Origin of the sequence: Sphingorhabdus sp. EL138, assembly GCF_945862485.1 — a bacterium.
In the GTDB taxonomy this organism is placed as follows: Bacteria; Pseudomonadota; Alphaproteobacteria; order Sphingomonadales; family Sphingomonadaceae; genus Sphingorhabdus_B.
The window spans coordinates 19,273-40,568 of record NZ_CAMAYF010000020.1; the positions used below are offsets into that span (position 1 = coordinate 19,273).

A 21,296-nucleotide genomic window follows, 5' to 3' on the forward strand; every position below is an offset into this window, starting at 1 on the left:
CAATGGCAGATTGGGATAAAGCAATAGATCTGGGAAATTACGGCCAGTCCAATCGTAATTGGGGCGGGATGCACGTCAACCCCGCTGTGTTCTTGCCAACCGCATTTATTTCCTTCGCCGTCATTTTATTCAGCCTCATTGCGCCGAAAGCGTCGACTGATTTATTCGCGGCGTTGCGTAGTGGTGCGGTTTCCCATTTCGACTGGTTTTTCATGACGTCGGGAAACCTGCTTTTGCTGTTTTGTGTTGTTGTCGCACTGTCGCCGCTGGGCAAAATCCGCTTGGGGGGCAAAGGTGCGAAGCCGGATTATTCGCGTCTGTCGTGGTTTGCGATGTTGTTCGGCGCTGGCATGGGCATAGGCCTGGTTTTTTATGGCGTGGGTGAACCGGTCACCCACTTCACCTCGGCTATGGCTGGCGGTCCTGCCGCGCCATTGGGGGGTGCCGTTGGCGACGCCGACGCCGCACGCAGCATCGCGATGGCGGCGACAATATTCGACTGGGCGCTGCACCCTTGGGCAATCTTCACCGTGACCGGTCTTGCGCTTGCGGTGTTCACCTTTAACTTCAACATGCCGCTGTCCATGCGTTCGGCATTCTACCCCTTGATCGGAAAGGCGGTTTGGGGCCGTACTGGGGATATTTTGGAGATTTTGGCGGTCCTGGCGACAATCTTCGGGCTTGCGACATCGCTAGGCCTCGGCGCGCAGCAGGCGATGGCCGGGATTGCCTATCTATATTATGTGACGAGTTCGTCGCTGACGATCCTCGCGCTTATTTTCATTATGGCTGGCACCACCTTTATGTCGGTCCGGGGCGGCATTGATCGTGGCATCCGGATTTTGAGCGAAGTCAACATGTGGGTCGCCTTTGCATTACTGATCTTTGTGTTGACCACGGGCTCGACGCTTCAACTGCTTGGCGACCTTGCCAGCAACATTTACAACTATCTCACACTACTCCCGGCATTATCCAACCCATTGGGCCGCACGGACACTGGTTTTTACAATGATTGGTCGGTATATTATTGGGCGTGGTGGATGAGCTGGGCCCCCTTTGTCGGCATGTTCATGGCACGTATTTCATTGGGCCGAACGGTGCGTGAATTTATTGCCGGGGCTATGATTTCGCCAAGCTTGCTCGGCATATTGTGGCTGACCATTTTTGGCGATGCCAGCATTGCGCAGATTGTTGCCGGCAATGGTGCGGACTTGGCCAAAGCATCGCTCGACACGCAGTTATTTGTGCTACTGGGGGCTTTGCCTTGGGCGCAATTCACCTCCTTTGTGGCGATTGGCCTCATCCTTATCTTTTTCGTAACGGGTTGGGATTCTGGAACATTGGTAATCGACACAATGACGGCGGGTGGGCGTACGGATACGTTGCTGAGACAAAAGACGATCTGGTTGGTCGCAGTTGGAGGCATCGGTGTCCTTCTCCTCCTCAATGGAGGCCTTACCTCGCTGCAGGCTGGTGCTATCGCCACGGGACTGCCCCTGGCCTTCATCTTGCTCGGCATGTGCGTCGGCACGTTAAAGGGCTTGCTGGCCTTGCATCGGCATACTGACAGCGCCAGTGATCCCGCAAAGTGATGCAAGCGTGCAACGCCGCTAAAGCATAATCCGTCTATGTCGAAAATGCATGGCATTATTACGTAAAGTCTCGAATAGCCATTAGCGCAGGTAATATTAGCCATTGGCTATACCTGAGCACTTGGAGGGGCTGTTGTATGAAATTGCCACAGGAATTCGATCTGCACGCATTGGAAGTGTTCATCATGACCGTTGAACTTGGCGGCATGTCGCAATGCGCCGCGCATTTGCAGGTCACGCAATCAGCGGTTTCGCAAACTATTGCCCGGCTGGAAACTGGCATTGGTGCATCTTTATTTGATCGCACGATGCGTCCATTGGGTTTAACAGCAAGCGGAAAATCCTTATTTGCGCGTGGCCACAAGTTGATCGCCCATGCACGCCTTGCCTATGATGAGGTCCGCGAAGGTGCGAATTTGCCTATTTCGAGTGTCACGGTCGCGATGTCCTTCAGCCTAGCCAACGAACTTACAGCGCCTCTTCTTCAGCATCTTGGGCCGCGGGCAGACCGGTGGAATATCCGCTCGGGTATATCGCTGGAGCATCAAGGTGAATTTCTGGCGCGAGACATTGACATGATGGTCACCGGCAGTTTCAGCCTTGAACATCGCGACACGGTGGAGTTGCACCCTGTGTTCGAGGAGAGCTTCATCATGGTTTTCCCGAAAGACTTTCGCGAGCCATTGGACTTTAGCGGGGTGCCAGCGTCATCCTTGCCGTTCATACGTTTTTCCCGCCTGACGGGCACTGGCCAGCAAATCGAACGTCAGATTGTCCGGATGAAATTGAAACTGCCGCAGATGGTCGAAGTGGAATCCTCGCATCAGCAATTGGCACTGGTGGCCGCAGGCATTGGGTGGACCATCACCACGCCGGTGTGCTTGGCAGCGGTGCCGGAGCTGCTACCCGAACTACGCGCCGAACCGATGACGCGGGGGCGCTTCTCGCGCGCGGTTCAGGTTGTGGCGCGGATGGATGAACTGGGCGATATTCCGCAGCGCACGGCCACTTTATGCCAGCAGGTCTTGCGTGAAAAAACCTTCCCGCCGTTGATTGCGGAATATCCTTGGATGGCGCAGCAATTGTCTTGGACCGCTCCAGCGCTCGACGGCGCGGAGATGATCGCGTGATTCGCAACATTTGGCTTGCGGGCCTTGCCCTACTTGCGGTGCCGGTTCAGGCAGGCGTCCCGAGCATCCCCAGCGTTGACGCGCCAGAACTTGCGGCCTTGGGTCCAAATAAGGTTGGTTTCCGGTCGGTCCTGTTGACCCATCAAAAACAGCCTGATGTCGAAAATGGGGGTTCCGGCGGCACCGAAGTTCCGCTTGTTGATCGCAATTTGCGGGTGGATATTTGGTATCCTGCGTTGCCGACCAAAGGAGCTAAACCCGTCCTCTATCGCGCAAGCCTGTGGGCCGAACCACCGTTCCCACCGGTAAGCTTCTCACAAAAGGGCATGGCGGTGAACGACGCGAAGGCGGCGGGAAGCAAACATCCTTTGGTGATCATCAGCCATGGCTATAGCAACAACCCCGCCATGATGACGTGGCTGACCGAAAATTTGGCGTCCAAGGGATATCTCGTTGCCGCCATTCATCACAATGATCCAAATCCCTATGTCACGTCGTCCAGCACCCGCGCTGCGCCGAATTTCAACCGGCCGCGTGACATCGTTTTTGCAGCCGGCGAACTGCGCGCCCTATTGGGCGACCTAATCGACGCGAATAATGTGGCACTGATTGGCTATTCACAAGGCGGCTATGGCGTGCTGACCGCCGGCGGGGCATCGCTAGACCCGGCGGGGCCGAATATGGAATTGGTCGCGGGCGGATCGCTCAAGGCATTCGCGCGCGGCACGCCGCAGGCCGATGCCATGGCCTTAAAAGGCGTACAGGCCTTGGTGGCATTGGCACCCGCTGGCGGCGCGCCACGTAGCGCTTGGGGCGCAGATGGCCTTGCCGCACTCACCGCGCCTTTGCTGTTAATCCACGGTGATAGTGACCCTGTGGTGGATTATCAAAGCGGTGCGCTGGCGGTCTTTCGCGTCGCAGTGAACAGTCAGCGCTATCTGCTCACCTACAAACAGGCGGGCCATTCGATTGCGCTCAACCCTGCACCGCTGGAAATGCGCGGGACGGTTTGGGACATTGACTGGTTTGAAGACCCCATTTGGCGGCAGGACAGGATTAACGCCATTAACCTGCATTTCATCACCGCCTTTCTGGCTGTCCACCTTCGGAAAGACAGCAACAAGTCGGCGTATCTGCATATGGCGGTTGAAGATTCGGATGATGGCACATGGGATGCCCCCGCCGGAACAGCATGGGGGGCCTATAGCCCCGGCGGCGAAGGCGTGACATTATGGAAGGGCTTCCAACGCCGCCATGCACGGGGCATGACTTTGCAGCATCTTCCTGCAGCCGCACCCCCAAAGGCGCAGTAAACCGTCTAAAGGCTAAGCGCCGCCTCTTTCCAAAAGTGCAGCAGGCCCTGACTGAAGCTTAAGGGCACATAGGCGTCGCACGCATCGTCACTGATGACATGCAGACGCACATTAACATGGTCGATGATTGTCGCTGCGCTGCATCCTACGCTGAATGCGGGATCTTCTGCGTCGAAGACGCCGCCTTCCATCAGCAAGGTCCACCAACCGGGGCCTGAAAGGCGTATGCGGACGATCCCGCCGCCGATGGCGGTCACCGCGCCATCATCGGCCAATATGGCGGACAGTGCCGACGCATCGCCTTCTACCAACCACACGGTGGGTTCAAAGCGGATCAAGCGGAGGGCATCACTGCCACCCGACCGTCCGGTCGCTGGCAGTGCAAAGCCCATCGCTGCTTTAAAGCGTTTCGCGACAGAAGCTGCGTTGCCCCAAATCTCAAAGACATGCAGCGGGGCGGCGGGCAGGGTCGTGATCGTCACTTTAGTCACGGTAACGCTCTCCCGCTGAATCATAAAAATGGGCTGCGGCAACGCGGACACGCGCTTTTTGGCCGCGTGTGGGGGACGAGGCGATGAGGATTTCGCCATGACGGCTAAACCCATCGACCAATTGGCCCAGCGCAACCGACCCGCCCTCGATGATGCGGAAAGCCGCCGCACTGACATGGCCCTGCGGCGAGGCTCCTTCGCTGGGGATGAGCATCGACCCTTCTGGAATATCGCCCGCAATCGCCTCCAACCCAACCAATTGCCGCCGCCCGGGTTCGGACAAAGCAGGACGGGACAGGCCCGATGCGCCAATATATCCACCCGCCTTGTTGAGCATCTTGTCGAGCGCCAGATCATGCGGCGTCATGCGCCCGTCGACTTCACCGCCAACGACCAAATGCCCCTTTTCAATGCGCAGAAACTCCATCGCCTCCAGCCCGTATAACGCGCCGTTTAACGCGTTCACTTGCGTCTCACACGCGGCCCAGACCGTGGCGGCGTCGCTGGCGGTGATATAGATTTCGAACGCGCGTTCGCCGCTATAGCTGGCGGCCAAGATGATGACCGGAACGCCGGATATGACGGCTGGAACGGTTGACATATGGCGTGGTGGATCTTCGCCGATTAAAGCGGCGAGCACAGCTTTTGCCTGTGGCCCGGCAACGGCAAGCCCTGCATAATGCTCCTGCACATTGACCGCCGATACGCGCAAATGCGGGCACAGATATTGCCGGACATAAGAGATATGCGTCGCCATGCGGTCTGCGCCGCCAGTTGAGCTGGTGAGGAGATAGCGATTCTCGTCCAAGCGCCACACAGTGCCGTCATCAAAGACAATCCCGTCCTCGCGCAGCATGAAGGTATAGCGGCCACGCCCGACGGCGAGTTTGCTCACCGTGGTGGCGCAAATGATTTCCAAGAAAGCCGCCGCATCGGGGCCGCTGACTTCAAATTTGGCCAAGGTTGACACGTCGGTCATCCCGACATTGTTCCGCACGGCCTTGGCCTCTCGCAGCGCCGCTTGCGCCAAAGTTTCGCCGCCATTGGGATAAGAGCGCGGGCGGAACCAATAGCCCAAGGGCTGCCAGATTGGATTCTTCGCCGCGTGCAGATCATATAATGCAAGGCGACGGACATGCGCGCCTGCATCTTTCGCGCCTGCACCTGCGATCAAGCCCATCGTGACGGGCGTATAGGGCGGACGGAATGTGGTCAAACCGGCTTCGGGAATGGCAACGCCCTGCTTTTCGGCCAAGCGTCCCAAAGCGGCCATATTGCTGAGCTTGCCCTGATCGGTGGCCATACCCAAAGTGGTGTAGCGTTTGAGATGCTCGACCGAGCGATAGCCTTCGGCCCAAGCCAGATCGACATCCGCCAGCGTCACATCATTTTGGAAATCGATGAAGCTTTTCTTCGGTTTTGAAACCGGCACCATTTTGAATATCGGTTGTGGCTCCGCAGCCCCGCCGATGGTCGTCACATTTTGACGCGAACTGGCGGGGACGAAGGCTTGCGCATCTTCATTCCAGTCAAGCGTCCCGCCCGCTTGCATATGCAGGTGCACAACGGGCGTAAACCCGCCGGATACGGCCAGCAGATCAGCATCCCATTCCATAGTCTTGCCATCGACCAGCGCGCTGAGGCTTTTCAAGCAATGCCGCGCACCCTTGGTCGAAAGCGGAACGGCATCATTATAGACGCGATGCCCGCTATTGGCACCCGCAGGTGCTGGCCGTGCGTCGAGGATCGCAACAATTTGCGCGCCTGCGTCTTTGAGCGCCTGCGCGGTTTTATAGGCGTCGTCATTATTGGTGGCGATGACGAGGCGCTTGCCGGGAATGACGCCGAAACGCCGGACATAGCTGCGCAATGCTTGCGACAGCATGACACCGGGCCGGTCATTATGGGCAAAGGCCATGGGCCGTTCAATACTTCCGCTGGCTAAAATCACTTGGCCGGCGCGGACATGCCAGAGACGTTGCGCCACCCCATGAGTTGGGGTTTGTCCCGGCTCCGATAGGCGCTGGGTCAGGGTGACGAGGTCATTTTCCCAATAGCCTGATGCCGTTGTCCGCGTCAGGATACGCCCACCTGCTGCGCGAATGCGTGCGGCTGTCGTCTCAATCCATGCGGCGTCCAGTTCTTGCGGGTCGCGGATGAGCGAGGCGCCAAGGATGTTATCCTGTTCGACCATTATAACGCGTTTACCTGCCTCGGCAGCGTCGAGCGCCGCCTGCAAGCCTGCGGGTCCTGCGCCGACAACCAGAACGTCACAAAAGGCGGCGCGATGGCTGAACCGATCGGGATCCGCCTGTGTCGGTGCATTTCCAAGGCCGGCTGCTTTGCGGATGAAATATTCGTAAAGCATCCACCGTTTAGCGGAGCCGAAAAAGGTTTTGTAGTAAAAGCCCGCGGGCAGCATCGGGGAGGCGAGGCTGAACAACGCGCCCAGATCAAAATTCAGATTGGGCCAACGGTTTTGGCTGCGCGCGACCAAACCTTCATAAACGAACACATCGGTGGCGCGCGTATTTGGCTCGGCCCTGCCGCCTTCGCCGACGGTGACGAGCGCGTTCGGCTCCTCAACGCCTGCGGTCATGATGCCGCGCGGGCGGTGATATTTGAAACTGCGGCCAACAAGGCCAATGCCATTGCGCAACAAGGCCGCCGCCAGCGTGTCACCTGTCTGCGCGGTATAGGCTTTACCATCAAAGCTAAAGTTGATCATGGCAACGCCTCCGGCCCGATAGCGCGGCACCCCGAAATCTCATTGGTGACGCGATGGCGGGTCAGGATCATCCATGCCCGGCAGCCATAAGTGTGCCGCCATATTTCATCATCAACGCCGCGGGGATTAGTGCGGGTGAAGAGCTTGGTCATCGCCTCTTGTGATGGTGCATCCAGTGGCACGACGGAATCGACCGTGCGCTCATAAATGAATTCGGACTGCGCCCGTGGGCCGCAATGCGGGCAGGGTATGCGCATCATTAGCGGCTATTCGGCATTGGGCCGCTCCCGGTTTCATCAATGGTTGCGCCGCGTTCAAAGCGGTCGAGTGAGAAAGGCGCATTCAGGTCATGCGGCTTTCCCGTCGCCAGCGTATGGGCATAGGTATAGCCGGATGCGGGTGTCGCCTTAAAGCCGCCATAGCACCATCCGCCGTTGAGGAAGAGGTTGCGGACCGGCGTTTCGCCAATGATGGGCGCGCCATCAAAGCTCATATCGGTCACACCGCTCCATGTCCGCACCATGCGCAAGCGCGACAAGGCAGGGACGAGCGCGAGGCCTTGTGCCACAGCGCCTTCCATCACCATCGGGTGGCCACGCTGGGCATAGCTTGGCCAATTATCTGGATCGCCGCCAAAGACGACGCCGCCCTTGTCCGATTGGCTGATATAGCAATGCAAGGATTGCGACATGATCACGCTGTTGATCATTGGCTTGACGCCCTCTGTCACCATGGCTTGCAGGGTTTGGGATTCAACTGGCAGTTTCAGGCCCGCCAAGCCCGCGACATGACCGCTATGGCCGGCCACGCAAATGCCGACGCGCCCTGCGCCAATGCGTCCCCGTGTTGTCTCCACCCCGACCACGGCATCACCATCGCGCACAAAGCCGGTGACTTCGCATTTTTGAATGATATCGACGCCCAGGCTGTCCGCGCCGCGGGCATAGCCCCAAGCGACGGCATCATGCCGCGCGGTGCCGCCGCGGCGCTGGATCAGACCACCCTGAATGGGGAAGCGCGCATCGCGCGACATATCGAGCAGCGGCTCAAGCTTTGCCACCTGATCCCGGGTCAACAGATCGGCATCAATCCCGTCGCAGCGCATGGCATCGCCGCGTTCGGCCAGCTTGATCATGTCGGCGTCGCTATGGCCAAGGAACATCGCGCCACGTGGGCTGAACATGACGTTGTAATTCAACTCATTGCTGAGGCCGTGCCACAGTTTCAGGCCAAATTCGAAGAGATTATGCAAAGGCTCTAGCCGATAATTGGAGCGCACAATCGTCGTGTTGCGGCCGGTATTTCCGCCACCAATCCAGCCTTTTTCCAGAACGGCAATATTCTTCAGGCCATGCACCTTGGCCAAATAATATGCCGTCGCCAGACCATGACCGCCACCGCCGATGATGATGATATCATAATGCGATTTGGGCTCTGGGTCGCGCCATGCTGGCTGCCAGTGGCGGTGTCCAGTTAGGGCCCCGCGCAACAGGCTGAAGGCTGAATATCGGTTCATGCGATGGGCATCCACCCACGCTTTTCACGCCAATCCTTTTCAAGCCCGTCAAAGCGCGACAGTTTGAGAAGGTCGATATTGGTGAAAGAGCATGTGCCATCAATCACCAGATCACGGATCGCGTGGCCCGATGCCGGCGACAGGCCAAAGCCGACGCTGGACATGGAGGCGACAACGACATTGTCGGGGCTGGTCAGCCGGTCGATGATTGGACGGCCATCGGGTGAGTTTTCAATCACGCCCGCCCAGCTGCGAATGACGTTCAAATGCGCGGCCTTGGGCAGCAATTCGGCCAAACGCTTCGCCAGATTGCGCGCCAGCGGCGTCGATGGACGGGCGGCAGGGCCTGTCGCATCCACATCCAGCCATTCATGCGGCCCGCCGCCATAAGCGAGGTTGCCGCGCAATGTCTGGCGTCCATAAATCTTATGCCCGTCAACGCCGCCCAGCGGCATCATGGGGGCAGGTTCGGTAATGATCATTTCCGCACGCGCGGCGGCCAGAGGGACGTCAACGCCCAATTGCGCCATCAACTGCGGGATTTGCGGTCCAGCCGCGACCACGACTGCATCGCAGCCATAAGTTGCATTGGCAGTTTTCACGCCGGTCACTTTGCCACCAGCGGTTTCAAAACCTGTGACCGGGCTATGCTGAATGATTTTGCCGCCCAGATCTTGCAGCGCCCAAGCATAAGCCTGCACCGTGCGTTGCGGGTTGGCATGGCCGCCAAATTTATAATGCACGCCGCCAAAGCAATTGTCACCCGCCAGCGGAACGGCTTCTTGCACTTGCTTGACGTCAAGCACCTCGACTGGGTGGTTAAGGCGGGTATGGCGTTCGGCAATGAAACGATATTGGTCCCACTGACGTTCGGTCATCGCAATGAGGATGCGGCCCTTTTGATGTTCTGTCGGATAGCCGAGCAGTTCATCCATTTGCGGCCAAAGCCGTTGTTCTTCATCGAACAAGGGGCTGGAATAATGCGACGCGCCGCCGCCATTGCGTCCGGAGGCTTCCCAACCGACAATGAACTTGTCGAGCACAGTGACCTTCACACCCGAACGCGCCAGCCACCAGCCTGCGCTAAGACCCGTGACGCCACCGCCAACGATGACTACTTCAGAGCCGCTCATGTATACATCCCCGTGTAGAGCATCTCGCGATGCGCATCCTGATATTCTGTGCCGATATCTTCGACCGGCACCCATTGGGTCGGAATGCCGAACCAGACATCCCATGCCGCATCCATCGCCGCGGGTTCATCCCATTCCGCCAAAATCTTAAGCGGCAGGGGGCGCACAGGCGCGCGGTGCGACGCAAGCGGGATCGTGCCGAAGGGCTTGTCCGATTCAATCGCCAGCATCATCGCCACCTGATCGCGGCAGCGACGACCCTGACACACACCCATGCCAGAGCGGGTGAGCCGCTTGATCTGATCCGGGTTGGCGGGGCCATCGTCGAGCAGTGTGCCAAGCGAGCGCGCCTGAATCGCCGCAGGACGCGGCAAGTAATTGGGTGGCTGAATACCGATTAGGTCCGCCAATGTTACTTCTTCGCATTGGCAGATGATCGTATCGGGCGCATTGACGCGCAGCGCCGCACGCACCCAATCCATCCGATAGGCAACATGGTCAAAACCTGTGTCGGGCAGGCCAGCGCACAGGCCCACAGCCGCAACATTTGGTTCACCCGCAGGAATATAGCCGCCGCGTGTCGCGTTCAGTGCCCGTGGACCATGCATGGCATCGACCAGCTCAATCGAGGGGATAAGGCCAATGGCGACGCATACCGTGTCGCAGGAAATATTGGTTCCATCGTTCAAGGTGATGGACTCAATCCCATCGAGCCCGCCTTTGCTTGCCGCGATGCTTTGCCCATAATGTATGGCAATGCCCGCCGCCGTGATTTTTTCGAGGAGTGCGGCGTCACCTTGCGGGGCATCGCGTACTTCCACCAAAGCGGCGACATCCAGCCCATGTTCCTTCGCCAGAAGTGCGGTTTCGAGCGCGAGGTCATGCGACCCCAAAACGACAATCCGCCGCCCAGAAAATGCGCCATAGCGGGACAGCAGCATCTGCAAAGCGGCGGCCCCCATCACACCCGGCTGGTTCCAGCCCGGAAAGGCAATGGCAAGATCGCGCGCGCCTGTTGCGAGTACAATCCGGTCAAAGCCGACCAGCCAAGACCGTTCTGCATCGGCAAGGCCAACGACTTGTTCTGGTAAGCTCTGCACGCCCGGTCCGTTGCGATACACGCCCCATGCGGTGGTGCCGAGCAGCAGTTCGACACCCGCTTCCATCGCCTTTTCTAGATCTGGCATGCTCATGAAAATGGCTTCGAGCATCCGGTCGCTATTTTGCGTCGCGGCCGTCATGCGGCCCCCGAAATAGAGCGGCGTATCATTGCCCATCAGCGCGCCAGACACGGGATTTTCATCCACCAAAAGCACCGACGCGCCGCTGGCTGCCCCTTCTATGGCAGCAGCAATGCCGCTTGGCCCCGCGCCAATGACGACAAGGTCATATTTGGCTTCGGGGGCGCTTCGTGTGCCATTGATGGCGCACACATCGGTTCCGGTAAAATTCAGATCCATCAAACTGTTTCCAATGCCTGTTTCAAATCGCCGATCAAATCGTCGACATGTTCCAACCCGACCGATAGCCGCATCGTGCCATCGGTTATTCCGCCTTCCAATCGCTGTTCCCGCGCGACTGCATAATGCGTTGTGCTCGCCGAATGGCAGATCAATGTTTCTGACCCGCCAAGGCTGACTGCAACCTTCATCAGCTTGAGCTGATCCAACATCCGGAACGCTTCTGCTTCACCGCCATGCAGGTGGAAGGAAAAGGTCGATCCGGCGGCTTTGCACTGCCGATCATAGACAGCGCGTTGCCGCGATCCTTCGGGCAGAAAGCCCAAATAGGTAACGCCTGCGACCTTGCGATGATCGCGCAAATATTCCGCGACAATGCGCGCATTGCTCATGGCCCGCTCGGTGCGCACCGAAACCGATTCCAACGACCGGAGTACAAGCCACGCCGTGAAGGGATCAAGATGATTGCCCCATGTTGTCCGCTGGATCTTCAACTGGTCGATCAGTTCCTTACGGCCTGAAATCCCGCCCGCCAGCAAGTCGCTATGACCACCACAATATTTGGTGAGGGATGTCATGCACAGATCGACACCCTGCGCGATCGGACGCTGGGCGAAGGGACCAAGCAGCGTATTGTCGACAACAACAAGCGGGCGATATCCCTGCTTTTCGCCAATCTCATCGGCGATACGCACCATGAGGTCGAGATCGACAATCGCAGCCGTCGGGTTGGCCGGCGTTTCTGCGATGATCAGCTTTAACGGGCCTTTTGCCATTGCGGCCTCTGCCGCCGCGCGAACATGATCTGCATGGGTGCCATCCAGATAGCTGGTCACATGCGATCCGAATTGCGGCATCATGACATTGTAGAGATAGTCCACCCCGCCATAAATGGGCCGACCATGGAGCACACTATCGCCTGTACGAATATACGCCAATGCAATGCTGGAATGTGCGGCCATGCCGCTGCAATAGGCAACGGCATCTTCTGCGCCGTCAATGGCGGCAAGCCGGGCTTCTAGAAAATCCAGACCGGGATGGCCAAGCCGGGAATAGATATGGTTGGTCTCTCCAACCAATGGTCCGGTGCCGTCGAAATACGCCTCATGCACGTCTTTGGCATGTTGCGCCGATGGATAGACAAAGGTGGAGGTCATGAAGATTGGGGGCTTTGCTGCCCCCATCCCCAATTGCGGATCATATCCGAAGGCTACCGCCAATGTTTCTGGGTGAAAGTCCCCCGACTTCTTATTTTCCATGGGTATCAATATAGACACGCGAAACGTCACAATACCAGTCCGTAAAACGGCGGGCTAGCATCTCTGCATCGGCCGAATATGGACCGGGCGTATATCCCGGGCTGTTGACGCCCTTATGGTTGTTTTCCGCCAGTTCCTTGTCCTGCGAATTGGTCACCGCCCATAATGAGATGAGGGCATCAACATCATAATCGACGCCTTCAACTGCATCCTTATGGACATACCATTTGCTGAACACATGCGTTTCCGTCGCGCTGACCGGCATGCAGCTGAACATGAACACATAATCCGACGTTGCATGTGCAAAGAGGTGCGGATCAATCGCCCAGCGCAGCGAACCAATATCGCCGCCATTGGTCGTGATCAGCGGCTTTTTGATCAGCGGCTTGCCATCCTGTGATATGGAGGTGCAGCCTTCATTGAGCGCGAAGCGCGCGACCTGCCACCAATGCCCTTCCACTGGTTCATGCGGAAAACCATGGGCGTCCATGGCGGCGCTAAAGGCTTCTGCCCGTGCATCTTCATGTGCATCGAAATGCTTCGACATGCCCACAGGAAAGGTCTTTGCCAATTCCGGATGACCGGTCGCGCAATGGTAGCATTCGCGCGCATTTTCCATGACAAGCTTCCAGTTCGCATCTTCGACCAGCTTGTCGACATGCGCGAGCTTTAGATTTTCGAAATTGGCAGGTGCCGCATAAGCCGAAAACTTCTCCCGGAAATCATCGATCGGCGGTGGATTGTCCGCAAGGCAGATGAAGATCGCGCCACCGAAACATGCAATTGCAATGGGTTTCAGCCCATGGGCGCTTTTGTCGAAATCATCTTCCATGCGGCCTGCGGCAAACAGCGATCCGTCCAAATCATAAGTCCAGCGATGATAAGGGCAGACCAGCTTGGGTGCGGTGCCATGGCCCGGTTGGCAAACCATGGAACCACGGTGGCGGCAGCTATTGTGGAAAGCGCGGATCGTGCCTTCTTTATCGCGCGTGATCACCACAGGCCATTTGCCCACCATCATGGAGATGTAACTGCCTGCTTTTGGCAATTCGCATTCCATACCGGCCATCAGCCAGCTTTGGCCATAAATCGCCGCCATATCGAAATCGAAGCTATCTGTTTCGGTGTACAATGCTTGGGGCAAGGTATGCCCTTCACGGCGTTGTTCAAAAAGCGCGCTTATCCGCTGCAAATCCATGTCTCGGCCTTTATGCAAATCTCTCTAAAGCGGGAATGGGCCAGATAGGGAAACGAATAAAATCGCATTTTCGCATAGCCCTATGTCAAAATGTCGGGCAATAAAGCAGACGTAAAAATGTCCGCATTCGAAAGGCCGATATCATATCCAATCGTAGCACAATTAATCGTCGCTGGTTGCCGTTAAATGCCCTGCGCGCGTTTGAAGCGGTCGGGCAGAATCTAAGCTTCACTGGCGGTGCGTCCGCGCTTTCGGTGTCGCAAAGTGCGATGAGCCGTCATGTTGGCGGGCTTGAGGAACTGCTTGGCAAGCAATTGTTCGTGCGCGATGCGTCGCGACTCTCGTTGACGGCGGCTGGCGAAGAATTGCTGCCGGTGGTGAGCAAATGCCTCGACCGGCTTGAGCAAACGATGAATGCCATTCGCGATGATGAAGTGACTGGTCGTTCACTGCGCCTTCATGTGCCGCCGTCGCTGCTGCAACAATTGTTCCTGCCGATGCTACGTGATTTCCATGTTGAGCATCCCGATTTGCGCCTTGATGTTTCGAGCGCGCATGTGACAGGATTGCCATCAACGGATTTCGACATGGCGATTGTGTATGACCGGCCTAATGTCGATGATCGGATTACGGATCTTCTCTGGATGGTGCAGGTCGCGCCATTATGTTCGCCGGCAACCGCGGCCCGCGGGCGGGGCAAGTCACTGGAAGACTTTTTGAAAAGTGAGGAGCTTTTGCACCTCAAACTAGATGGCGAGTCGCGCGATCTTTTGTGGACGGCCTATCTCCGGCAGAGCCAGTTGGCTGTCGCAACGCATGGCGGTCTTGCCTTTGATACGACTATTGCCGTTGCGCAATATGCCATGGCCGCCAATGGTGTCTTTTTGGGCGACATTGATATGTTCGCGCAGGAAATTGCCGATGGGCGGCTGGTGATGCCTTATGAAGCAGTTATTGAAGACGGCTATGGCTATTATTTGAAACTGCACGCCGATGATCTGGCTGACCCGGCTATTTCGATGCTCCGAAGCTGGCTCATCAGTCGTTTTGGGGCATTGCGGCAAGCGCCGAGTCCGCGCGCGCCAGGCTGATTAAGCGCAAGCCTGATTTTTGCGCAATATTGATCGCCAAGTCGGTCGCAGCGGAAATCGTTAAGAGCATTGGGCAGTTTGCGAGGATCGTTTTTTGCACCAGCTCAAGGCTGCACCGCGCGGTCAGGACGATAAAGCCTTCCGAAATATCTATGTCTGCGTTGGCGAGTGCGCCAATCAACTTGTCGAGCGCATTATGGCGGCCAACATCCTCGCGCGTCATCAGGATAGCACCGTCGGGCGCACAAAAAGCTGCCGCATGTGCAGAACCTGTGTTGGCATTCAATGTCTGGTGTGACCGCAATGCCGATAGCGCTGCAAAAATCGCCGCGTCGGCGACATCGATCTGCGCCGTTACAGGCGGCAAAGGGCGCATGACTTCTTCGAGATTGTCCATACCACACAGGCCGCAGCTACTTTCCGAGACACGTTGACGGGCTCGGGCAATCACTTTCTCTGCGTTTTCCTGCGGCACCTGAATGCGCAGTATCCAGCCCAACTCTGAAATATGGGTGTCGAGGGCCAGAATGTCGTCAGGGTGCGTAATCAGCCCTTCGGACAGGCTGAAACCGACGGCATAGTCCTGAAGATCAATCGGCGTCGCCATCATCACGGCATAGCCAATGCCATTAAATTCAATAGCGATGGGTGCTTCAGCTATGATGGGCCGGACTATTATCTCGGTCGAACCCTCATTTGGGGTAAGTACCGCAAAACGGATAGGTTTGGCGCCCTGTTCAACCGCCATTTTGCGCGTCGGCCAGCAAGCGAATGGCGGCCGCCGCAACCGGCGACAGGCCATCACTCCCATGGGCAAAAATCATACGTTTCATCCGCGGGTCCCAGAATGTCTGGATATGGTCTGCAACCGCAGTAACAGGCGCAGCGTCGGTTGCCAGATTGGTCGCAATCTGGTTCGCCATGTGGACAAGGCGCTCTTCACTGGTCATTCCGCGGCAATCCCGGTTTCCACCCGGCGCGAGCGGGTCGACAAGGCCTCATATTCTTCCTGCCACTCGGTCGGCCCGTTGGAGGCGCTGATCTGAACCGCCGTGACCTTATATTCGGGGCAATTGGTTGCCCAGTCGCTAAAATCAGTGGTGACAACATTGGCCTGCGTCACCGCATGGTGGAATGTTGTATAGACAACGCCAGGGGCAACACGATCCGTCACCGTGGCGCGCAATGTGGTTTCGCCCGCGCGGCTCGCCAGCTTTACCCAATCGCCGGATTTGACGCCGCGATCTTCGGCATCCACTGGGTGGATTTCGAGCAAATCTTCGGGATGCCACGCGACATTTTCGGTACGTCGTGTTTGTGCGCCAACATTATATTGCGACAATATCCGTCCGGTGGTCAGCAATAACGGGAAACGTGGACCGGTTTTCTCATCTGTTGGGACATAATCAGTTACAACAAATTTACCCTTGCCGCGGACAAAGCCATCAATGTGCATGATGGGCGAACCGTCAGGCGCATCGGCGGTCACAGGCCATTGCAGCGAGCCCGCTTCATCCAACCGGACAAAGGATACGCCGGCAAAAGTTGGCGTCAGCCGTGCGATTTCGTCCATGATTTCGGATGGGTGGCTATAATTCCAGTTCAGTCCCATCGCTTGCGCGAGCTTTTGCGTGACTTCCCAATCCTCCAACCCGTTCATGGGGGTCATCACCTTGCGCACCGGTTGAATACGGCGTTCAGCATTGGTGAAGGTGCCGTTCTTTTCCAAAAAGGTCGATCCGGGCAGGAAGATATGCGCGTAATTTGCGGTTTCATTGAGGAAAAGATCGTGGACGATCACACATTCCATCGCCGCTAGCCCTGCCGACACATGGGCGGTGTTTGGATCGGACTGAAGAATATCCTCACCCTGACAATAGAGCGCCTTGAACACGCCATCGACCGCAGCATCGAGCATATTGGGAATGCGCAGGCCGGGTTCCGGATCCAGCGTCACGCCCCAATCATTTTCAAACAAGGACCGCGCCTTGTTGTCGCTGATGTGGCGATACCCGGCCAGTTCGTGCGGGAAGCTGCCCATGTCACACGCGCCTTGGACGTTGTTTTGACCGCGAAGCGGGTTTACGCCAACGCCCCTGCGCCCGATATTGCCCGTTGCCATCGCCAAATTCGCGATGGCCATAACGGTTGAGCTGCCTTGCGAATGTTCCGTAACGCCCAAGCCATAATAGATCGCGCCGTTGCCGCCTGTGGCATAAAGCCGCGCTGCTGCGCGCAGTTCTTCGGCATCGATCAAAGTGACTGGTTGCAGATTTTCGGGGCTGTTGCGCGCTTGCGAGACGAATTCGGCCCAATGGCTATATTCGTCCCAATCGCACCGTTCGCGGACGAAGGCTTCATTGGCTAGGCCTTCGGTCACGATGACATGCGCCATCGCGGTCAGCACAGCAACATTGGTGCCGGGGCGTAAGGGCAGATGATGCTGAGCCTCAATATGGGGCGAACGCACAATGTCGGTACGGCGAGGATCGATAACGATAAGCTTCGCGCCGGGGCGGCCATCTTGTCCGCGCAAACGGCGTTTCATCCGGCTGGCGAAAACGGGGTGGCCATCGGTAGGGTTCGCACCAATGATCAGGATGACATCGCTGTCTTCGACGCTGTCAAAATCCTGCGTTCCGGCGCTGGTGCCAAAGGTGGTTTTGAGGCCATATCCCGTTGGCGAATGGCATACGCGGGCGCAGGTATCGACGTTATTATTGCCAAAGCCGGCACGCACAAGCTTTTGCACAAGGAAGGTTTCTTCATTGGTGCAGCGGCTTGAGGTAATGCCACCAAGCGCATTGCGGCCATATTTTTCGCTAATCCGTTTCAACTCGGACGCGGTATAGGCAAAGGCCTCGTCCCACTCGACTTCGCGCCATGGGTCGCTGATCGATTTACGGATCATGGGCTTTAATATGCGTTCCTGATGCTGGGCATAGCCCCATGCAAAGCGGCCCTTGACGCAGCTATGGCCGCGATTGGCCTTACCGTCTTTACAAGGAACCATCCGTACCAATTGTTCGCCGCGCATTTCGGCGCGGAAGGTGCAGCCGACACCGCAATAAGCGCAGGTCGTTACAACGCTGCGTTCGGGTGTGCCGACCTCAACAACTTTTTTCTCGACCAAGGTCGCTGTGGGGCAGGCTTGCACACAGGCGCCGCATGAAACGCATTCCGAACCCATGAAATTGTCGCTGGCGAACCCTGCGGATATCTTGGAGTCCCAACCCCTGCCTTCCATCGTCAGCGCAAGCGTGCCTTGCACCTCGTCACAAGCGCGTATGCAGCGGGAGCAGGCAATGCACTTGCTGGGATCGAAATCAAAATAAGGGTTGGAATGATCTTTGTCTTGCCCCAGATGCGTCGCCTGCACGTCATAGCGCACATCGCGCAAGCCTACGGCGCCTGCCTGATCCTGCAATTCGCAATCCCCATTGGCGGCGCACGTCAGGCAATCGAGCGGATGGTCGGAAATATACAGCTCCATCACGCCTTTGCGCAATTTCGCCAGCTGCGGTGTCTGCGTGCGGACAACCATGCCCGGTTCAACGGGCGTTGCGCAGCTTGCAGGCGTACCCCGGCGACCATCGATTTCAACGAGGCACAGACGGCATGAGCCATAGCTTTTAACGCTGTCCGTCGCGCATAATTTGGGAATGGAGGTGCCTTGTTCGGCCGCCGCGCGCATAACGCTGGTGCCAGCAGGCACAGTGACTTCCCGGCCGTCAATGGTCAGCGATACCGCCTCGTCCGAGCGACTTTCCGGCGTTCCGAAATTTTTTTGCGGCTGGTATGTCATGTCTCTACCTACCTTATACCCATTTGCGATTGTTGCGTAGCATATTGCGCAAGTTCCAACGGCGTGTTCAAATTGTGAAAAACATCTGACGTTGCGATTGCCCGTGCGCCACTGACGGTAATCCAGCGTCGCATCGAAAGATCGTCTTGATTGCGCAGATGTTGGTCAAGAACAGGCGCAAGCGCAACGGGCCACGCGGCGAACAAATAATGCCCGTCAATATAGACAGCACGTCCATCCGGCAGGTTGCGCGGCAATTCCGGCACGGGGACGACGTCGCAACCCGCGGTCAATACTTCGTCAAAGCCGTTTTGCTGCGCATATAAAAGCGCAGCATTCAGGCCACCCAATGGCCCCATATCGGGAAAGGGGGTGTCTTCTACCCACTCCATTCCAGGCCATCTGCGTCCGCAGACAATCAAGGCGTCAACCTGTTCGCGCAGTCCCTCTGCAACATGATCGATCAGCGGGCGACCGTTTAACAATGCAGCGGCCTTGTCGCTGCCAAAGCGCGTTGCCTTGCCCCCGGCAATGATAGCGCCGAGCCTTCTCACCGGAAATCTTCCGGAAAATGCTTGATCGCACTCATGACCGGATATGGGGTGAAACCACCCAAAGCGCAGAGCGATCCGAACTTCATAGTTTCGGAAAGATCGGCAATGAGCGCGAGGTTCGCCTCGACATTTTTGCCTGCGATAATCTGGTCTAGCGTCTCGACACCGCGTGTGCTTCCCAAACGGCAAGGCGTACATTTTCCGCAGCTTTCAACAGCACAAAATTCCATCGCAAAGCGCGCCATTTGCGCCATGTCTACGGTATCGTCGAAAACAGTGATACCCGCATGGCCAACCAGCGCGTCCGCAGCCGCAAAAGCCTCATAATCGAGCGGGAGATGAAATTGCTCAGGTGGTATGTACGCGCCCAAAGGTCCGCCAACTTGCACACAGCGCACCGGACGGCCACTCGCTGTGCCACCGCCTATTTCATTGACTAATTCGCCAAGCGTGATGCCAAAGGCCACTTCAAAAAGGCCGCCATGTTTTACGTTGCCGGCAATCTGGATGGGCATGGTGCCCTTGGACCGGCCTGCGCCAAATGCGGCATAAGCGTCCCCGCCATGCGCCAATATCCATGGCACAGCGGCGAGCGTCAGCACGTTATTAACGATGGTAGGTTTGCCAAACAGGCCTTCTAAAGCAGGCAATGGCGGCTTGGCGCGCACTTCGCCCCTTTTGCCCTCAAGGCTGTTCAGTAGCGACGTTTCCTCGCCGCACACATAAGCGCCTGCGCCGACGCGGACTTCGACAACAAATGGCGCAATCAAATGGGCGGCTAGTTTAATCGCGGCTTCCATCTTGGCGATGGCGTGCGGATATTCGGAACGGATATATACATAGCCCTTGTTTGCCCCGACCGCGAAGCCGGCAATCGCCATGCCTTCGATCAGCATAAAGGGGTCGCCTTCCATAACCATTCGGTCGGCAAAGGTGGCGCTATCGCCTTCGTCGGCATTGCAGACGATATATTTCTGCTCACCGTCGGCGCGCGCGACCGTTTGCCATTTTATGCCTGCTGGAAAACCTGCGCCGCCACGTCCGCGAAGTCCCGATGCCATTACCGTATCGATGGCTGCTTGAGCGCCCATTTCACGGGCTTTGGCAAGGCCAAGCCAACCTTCCGATGCGTAATAATCGTCGAGAGAAAGCGGACGGGTTTTGCCCGCGCGCGAAAAGGTAAGGCGGGTTTGATTGGCGATAAAGGGATGGTCCGCGATACGACCTAAGGATGGCGCTGTGTCTTTCAATATGTCCGCAACCTGATCGGCCGATACCGGACCATAGCCGACGCCGTCAATATCCACCAACGGCTCAAGCCATTGCATGCCCCAGCTTGAAACGCGCTCAACCGCTTCGCCCGCTGCGATAAATGCGGCCGCAACTTCGTCGGCCCCGCACGCGATAGCTACCGCATCATCGGATATTCGGACGGTCACATGGCCTCCAATAAGGTTTTGAATTTAGCGTCGTCCAAACGTGCATAGACCTTATCGCCTACCATTGCCGATGGGCCAACGGCGCATAATCCAAGGCAATAAATTGCCTCCACTTTGACGCGGCTTTGGTTATCGGCGATGGGCACTAACGCTTCGACACCGCGTGCTTTACAGGCTTCGGCGCGGCACAATTTTAAAACGGGGCGGGCCTCCGCTTCTTTGCGGAAATCATGATAGAAACTGACAACGCCATAAACTTCCGCGCGGGTCAGGTTCAATGCGCTGGCAATCTCACGCATGGCATCCTCGCTGACATGGCCAAATGCCTTTTGCACGTCGTGCAAGATGGGCAGGAGCGGACCTTCTCTATCCTTATGCTCAGCCAAAATGTCAGCGATGGACGCCATTCAGAATACCACCACGCTGCGGATGCTTTGGCCCGCATGCATTAATTCGAACGCTTTGTTGATTTCTTCGAGGCCCATGACATGGGTGATCATCGGGTCAATCTCGATCTTGCCGGTCATGTACATATCGACAATCTTGGGTACATCGGTCCGGCCCTTGGCGCCGCCAAAAGCGGTACC

The 21,296-nt window shown here is 57.2% G+C and carries 18 protein-coding genes and 1 pseudogene; 4 read left to right on the forward strand and 15 right to left on the reverse strand.

Annotated features, from left to right (window positions below; genetic code table 11):
• Positions 1 to 2 precede the first annotated feature (2 nt).
• The 3 genes from Q0O33_RS08365 to Q0O33_RS08375 all read left to right on the forward strand — a co-directional run bounded on the left by Q0O33_RS08365 (position 3) and on the right by Q0O33_RS08375 (position 4,035).
• Positions 3 to 1,592: a BCCT family transporter gene (locus Q0O33_RS08365; RefSeq protein WP_295498219.1), complete on the forward strand. Its 1,590-nt coding sequence runs from the start codon at positions 3 to 5 to the stop codon at positions 1,590 to 1,592.
• Between the two features lie 137 nt (positions 1,593 to 1,729).
• A complete protein-coding gene (locus tag Q0O33_RS08370) occupies positions 1,730 to 2,722 on the forward strand; it encodes a LysR family transcriptional regulator (protein ID WP_295498222.1) in 993 nt (330 codons plus the stop codon).
• Positions 2,719 to 4,035: a dienelactone hydrolase gene (locus Q0O33_RS08375; protein ID WP_295498224.1), complete on the forward strand. Its 1,317-nt coding sequence runs from the start codon at positions 2,719 to 2,721 to the stop codon at positions 4,033 to 4,035. Before Q0O33_RS08370 ends, Q0O33_RS08375 begins: the two co-directional genes overlap by 4 nt.
• A 5-nt stretch (positions 4,036 to 4,040) precedes the next feature.
• Here Q0O33_RS08375 and Q0O33_RS08380 read toward each other — a convergent pair whose 3' ends face one another.
• The 8 genes from Q0O33_RS08380 to Q0O33_RS08415 are packed head-to-tail and all read right to left on the reverse strand — an operon-like array spanning position 4,041 to position 13,820.
• Entirely contained in the window at positions 4,041 to 4,526 is a 486-nt protein-coding gene (locus Q0O33_RS08380) for a hypothetical protein (protein ID WP_295498227.1), read from the reverse strand.
• Positions 4,519 to 7,254, reverse strand: a complete 2,736-nt coding sequence (locus Q0O33_RS08385) for a 2Fe-2S iron-sulfur cluster-binding protein (RefSeq protein ID WP_295498230.1) — start codon at positions 7,252 to 7,254, stop codon at positions 4,519 to 4,521. The genes Q0O33_RS08380 and Q0O33_RS08385 overlap by 8 nt, the downstream gene beginning before the upstream one ends.
• Complete coding sequence (locus Q0O33_RS08390) at positions 7,251 to 7,514, reverse strand: sarcosine oxidase subunit delta (protein WP_295498233.1); 264 nt, start codon at positions 7,512 to 7,514, stop codon at positions 7,251 to 7,253. The genes Q0O33_RS08385 and Q0O33_RS08390 overlap by 4 nt, the downstream gene beginning before the upstream one ends.
• Positions 7,514 to 8,770 carry a sarcosine oxidase subunit beta family protein gene (locus Q0O33_RS08395; RefSeq protein ID WP_295498235.1) on the reverse strand — a complete coding sequence of 419 codons (1,257 nt, stop codon included), beginning with the start codon at positions 8,768 to 8,770 and terminating at the stop codon, positions 7,514 to 7,516. Before Q0O33_RS08395 ends, Q0O33_RS08390 begins: the two co-directional genes overlap by 1 nt.
• Positions 8,767 to 9,903: an FAD-binding oxidoreductase gene (locus Q0O33_RS08400; protein WP_295498237.1), complete on the reverse strand. Its 1,137-nt coding sequence runs from the start codon at positions 9,901 to 9,903 to the stop codon at positions 8,767 to 8,769. Before Q0O33_RS08400 ends, Q0O33_RS08395 begins: the two co-directional genes overlap by 4 nt.
• The gene (locus Q0O33_RS08405) at positions 9,900 to 11,363 is read right to left on the reverse strand and encodes an NAD(P)/FAD-dependent oxidoreductase (protein ID WP_295498240.1); all 1,464 of its coding nucleotides are present in this window, start codon (positions 11,361 to 11,363) and stop codon (positions 9,900 to 9,902) included. Before Q0O33_RS08405 ends, Q0O33_RS08400 begins: the two co-directional genes overlap by 4 nt.
• Complete coding sequence (locus Q0O33_RS08410) at positions 11,363 to 12,622, reverse strand: aminotransferase class I/II-fold pyridoxal phosphate-dependent enzyme (RefSeq protein ID WP_295498242.1); 1,260 nt, start codon at positions 12,620 to 12,622, stop codon at positions 11,363 to 11,365. Before Q0O33_RS08410 ends, Q0O33_RS08405 begins: the two co-directional genes overlap by 1 nt.
• Positions 12,612 to 13,820, reverse strand: coding sequence for an aromatic ring-hydroxylating dioxygenase subunit alpha (locus Q0O33_RS08415; RefSeq protein ID WP_295498245.1), 1,209 nt, complete (start codon positions 13,818 to 13,820; stop codon positions 12,612 to 12,614). The genes Q0O33_RS08410 and Q0O33_RS08415 overlap by 11 nt, the downstream gene beginning before the upstream one ends.
• 176 nt (positions 13,821 to 13,996) lie before the next feature.
• Here Q0O33_RS08415 and Q0O33_RS08420 point away from each other — a divergent pair, with 176 nt between their 5' ends.
• Positions 13,997 to 14,911, forward strand: coding sequence for a LysR substrate-binding domain-containing protein (locus tag Q0O33_RS08420; protein ID WP_295498248.1), 915 nt, complete (start codon positions 13,997 to 13,999; stop codon positions 14,909 to 14,911).
• Here the strand turns inward: Q0O33_RS08420 and fdhD are convergent.
• From fdhD to Q0O33_RS08455, 7 genes and pseudogenes are all read right to left on the reverse strand, one after another.
• Positions 14,859 to 15,659 (reverse strand): formate dehydrogenase accessory sulfurtransferase FdhD, encoded by an 801-nt coding sequence (gene fdhD / locus Q0O33_RS08425; RefSeq protein WP_295498251.1) that lies wholly within the window; start codon positions 15,657 to 15,659, stop codon positions 14,859 to 14,861. The genes Q0O33_RS08420 and fdhD overlap by 53 nt on opposite strands.
• Positions 15,649 to 15,861, reverse strand: coding sequence for a formate dehydrogenase subunit delta (locus tag Q0O33_RS08430; protein WP_295498254.1), 213 nt, complete (start codon positions 15,859 to 15,861; stop codon positions 15,649 to 15,651). The genes fdhD and Q0O33_RS08430 overlap by 11 nt, the downstream gene beginning before the upstream one ends.
• Entirely contained in the window at positions 15,858 to 18,716 is a 2,859-nt protein-coding gene (gene fdhF / locus Q0O33_RS08435; protein WP_295498257.1) for a formate dehydrogenase subunit alpha, read from the reverse strand. Before fdhF ends, Q0O33_RS08430 begins: the two co-directional genes overlap by 4 nt.
• Before the next feature lie 8 nt (positions 18,717 to 18,724).
• Positions 18,725 to 19,270 carry a molybdenum cofactor guanylyltransferase gene (locus Q0O33_RS08440; RefSeq protein ID WP_295498260.1) on the reverse strand — a complete coding sequence of 182 codons (546 nt, stop codon included), beginning with the start codon at positions 19,268 to 19,270 and terminating at the stop codon, positions 18,725 to 18,727.
• Complete coding sequence (locus tag Q0O33_RS08445) at positions 19,267 to 20,709, reverse strand: NADH-ubiquinone oxidoreductase-F iron-sulfur binding region domain-containing protein (protein WP_295498263.1); 1,443 nt, start codon at positions 20,707 to 20,709, stop codon at positions 19,267 to 19,269. Before Q0O33_RS08445 ends, Q0O33_RS08440 begins: the two co-directional genes overlap by 4 nt.
• Positions 20,706 to 21,116 carry an NAD(P)H-dependent oxidoreductase subunit E gene (locus Q0O33_RS08450; RefSeq protein WP_295498266.1) on the reverse strand — a complete coding sequence of 137 codons (411 nt, stop codon included), beginning with the start codon at positions 21,114 to 21,116 and terminating at the stop codon, positions 20,706 to 20,708. Before Q0O33_RS08450 ends, Q0O33_RS08445 begins: the two co-directional genes overlap by 4 nt.
• Positions 21,117 to 21,296: pseudogene (locus tag Q0O33_RS08455) on the reverse strand (S-(hydroxymethyl)glutathione dehydrogenase); the annotation flags it as partial.

What these genes read in the sequence shown, in the direction of transcription:
- Q0O33_RS08450 (WP_295498266.1), bottom strand. Translation starts at nt 21,116, where the DNA reads ATGGCGTCCATCGCTGACATTTTGGCTGAGCATAAGGATAGAGAAGGT.
- Q0O33_RS08410 (WP_295498242.1), bottom strand. Translation starts at nt 12,622, where the DNA reads ATGGAAAATAAGAAGTCGGGGGACTTTCACCCAGAAACATTGGCGGTA.
- Q0O33_RS08385 (WP_295498230.1), bottom strand. Translation starts at nt 7,254, where the DNA reads ATGATCAACTTTAGCTTTGATGGTAAAGCCTATACCGCGCAGACAGGT.
- Q0O33_RS08430 (WP_295498254.1), bottom strand. Translation starts at nt 15,861, where the DNA reads ATGACCAGTGAAGAGCGCCTTGTCCACATGGCGAACCAGATTGCGACC.
- Q0O33_RS08405 (WP_295498240.1), bottom strand. Translation starts at nt 11,363, where the DNA reads ATGGATCTGAATTTTACCGGAACCGATGTGTGCGCCATCAATGGCACA.
- Q0O33_RS08400 (WP_295498237.1), bottom strand. Translation starts at nt 9,903, where the DNA reads ATGAGCGGCTCTGAAGTAGTCATCGTTGGCGGTGGCGTCACGGGTCTT.
- Q0O33_RS08370 (WP_295498222.1), top strand. Translation starts at nt 1,730, where the DNA reads ATGAAATTGCCACAGGAATTCGATCTGCACGCATTGGAAGTGTTCATC.
- fdhD (WP_295498251.1), bottom strand. Translation starts at nt 15,659, where the DNA reads ATGGCGGTTGAACAGGGCGCCAAACCTATCCGTTTTGCGGTACTTACC.
- Q0O33_RS08365 (WP_295498219.1), top strand. Translation starts at nt 3, where the DNA reads ATGGCAGATTGGGATAAAGCAATAGATCTGGGAAATTACGGCCAGTCC.
- Q0O33_RS08390 (WP_295498233.1), bottom strand. Translation starts at nt 7,514, where the DNA reads ATGATGCGCATACCCTGCCCGCATTGCGGCCCACGGGCGCAGTCCGAA.
- Q0O33_RS08395 (WP_295498235.1), bottom strand. Translation starts at nt 8,770, where the DNA reads ATGAACCGATATTCAGCCTTCAGCCTGTTGCGCGGGGCCCTAACTGGA.
- Q0O33_RS08415 (WP_295498245.1), bottom strand. Translation starts at nt 13,820, where the DNA reads ATGGATTTGCAGCGGATAAGCGCGCTTTTTGAACAACGCCGTGAAGGG.
- fdhF (WP_295498257.1), bottom strand. Translation starts at nt 18,716, where the DNA reads ATGACATACCAGCCGCAAAAAAATTTCGGAACGCCGGAAAGTCGCTCG.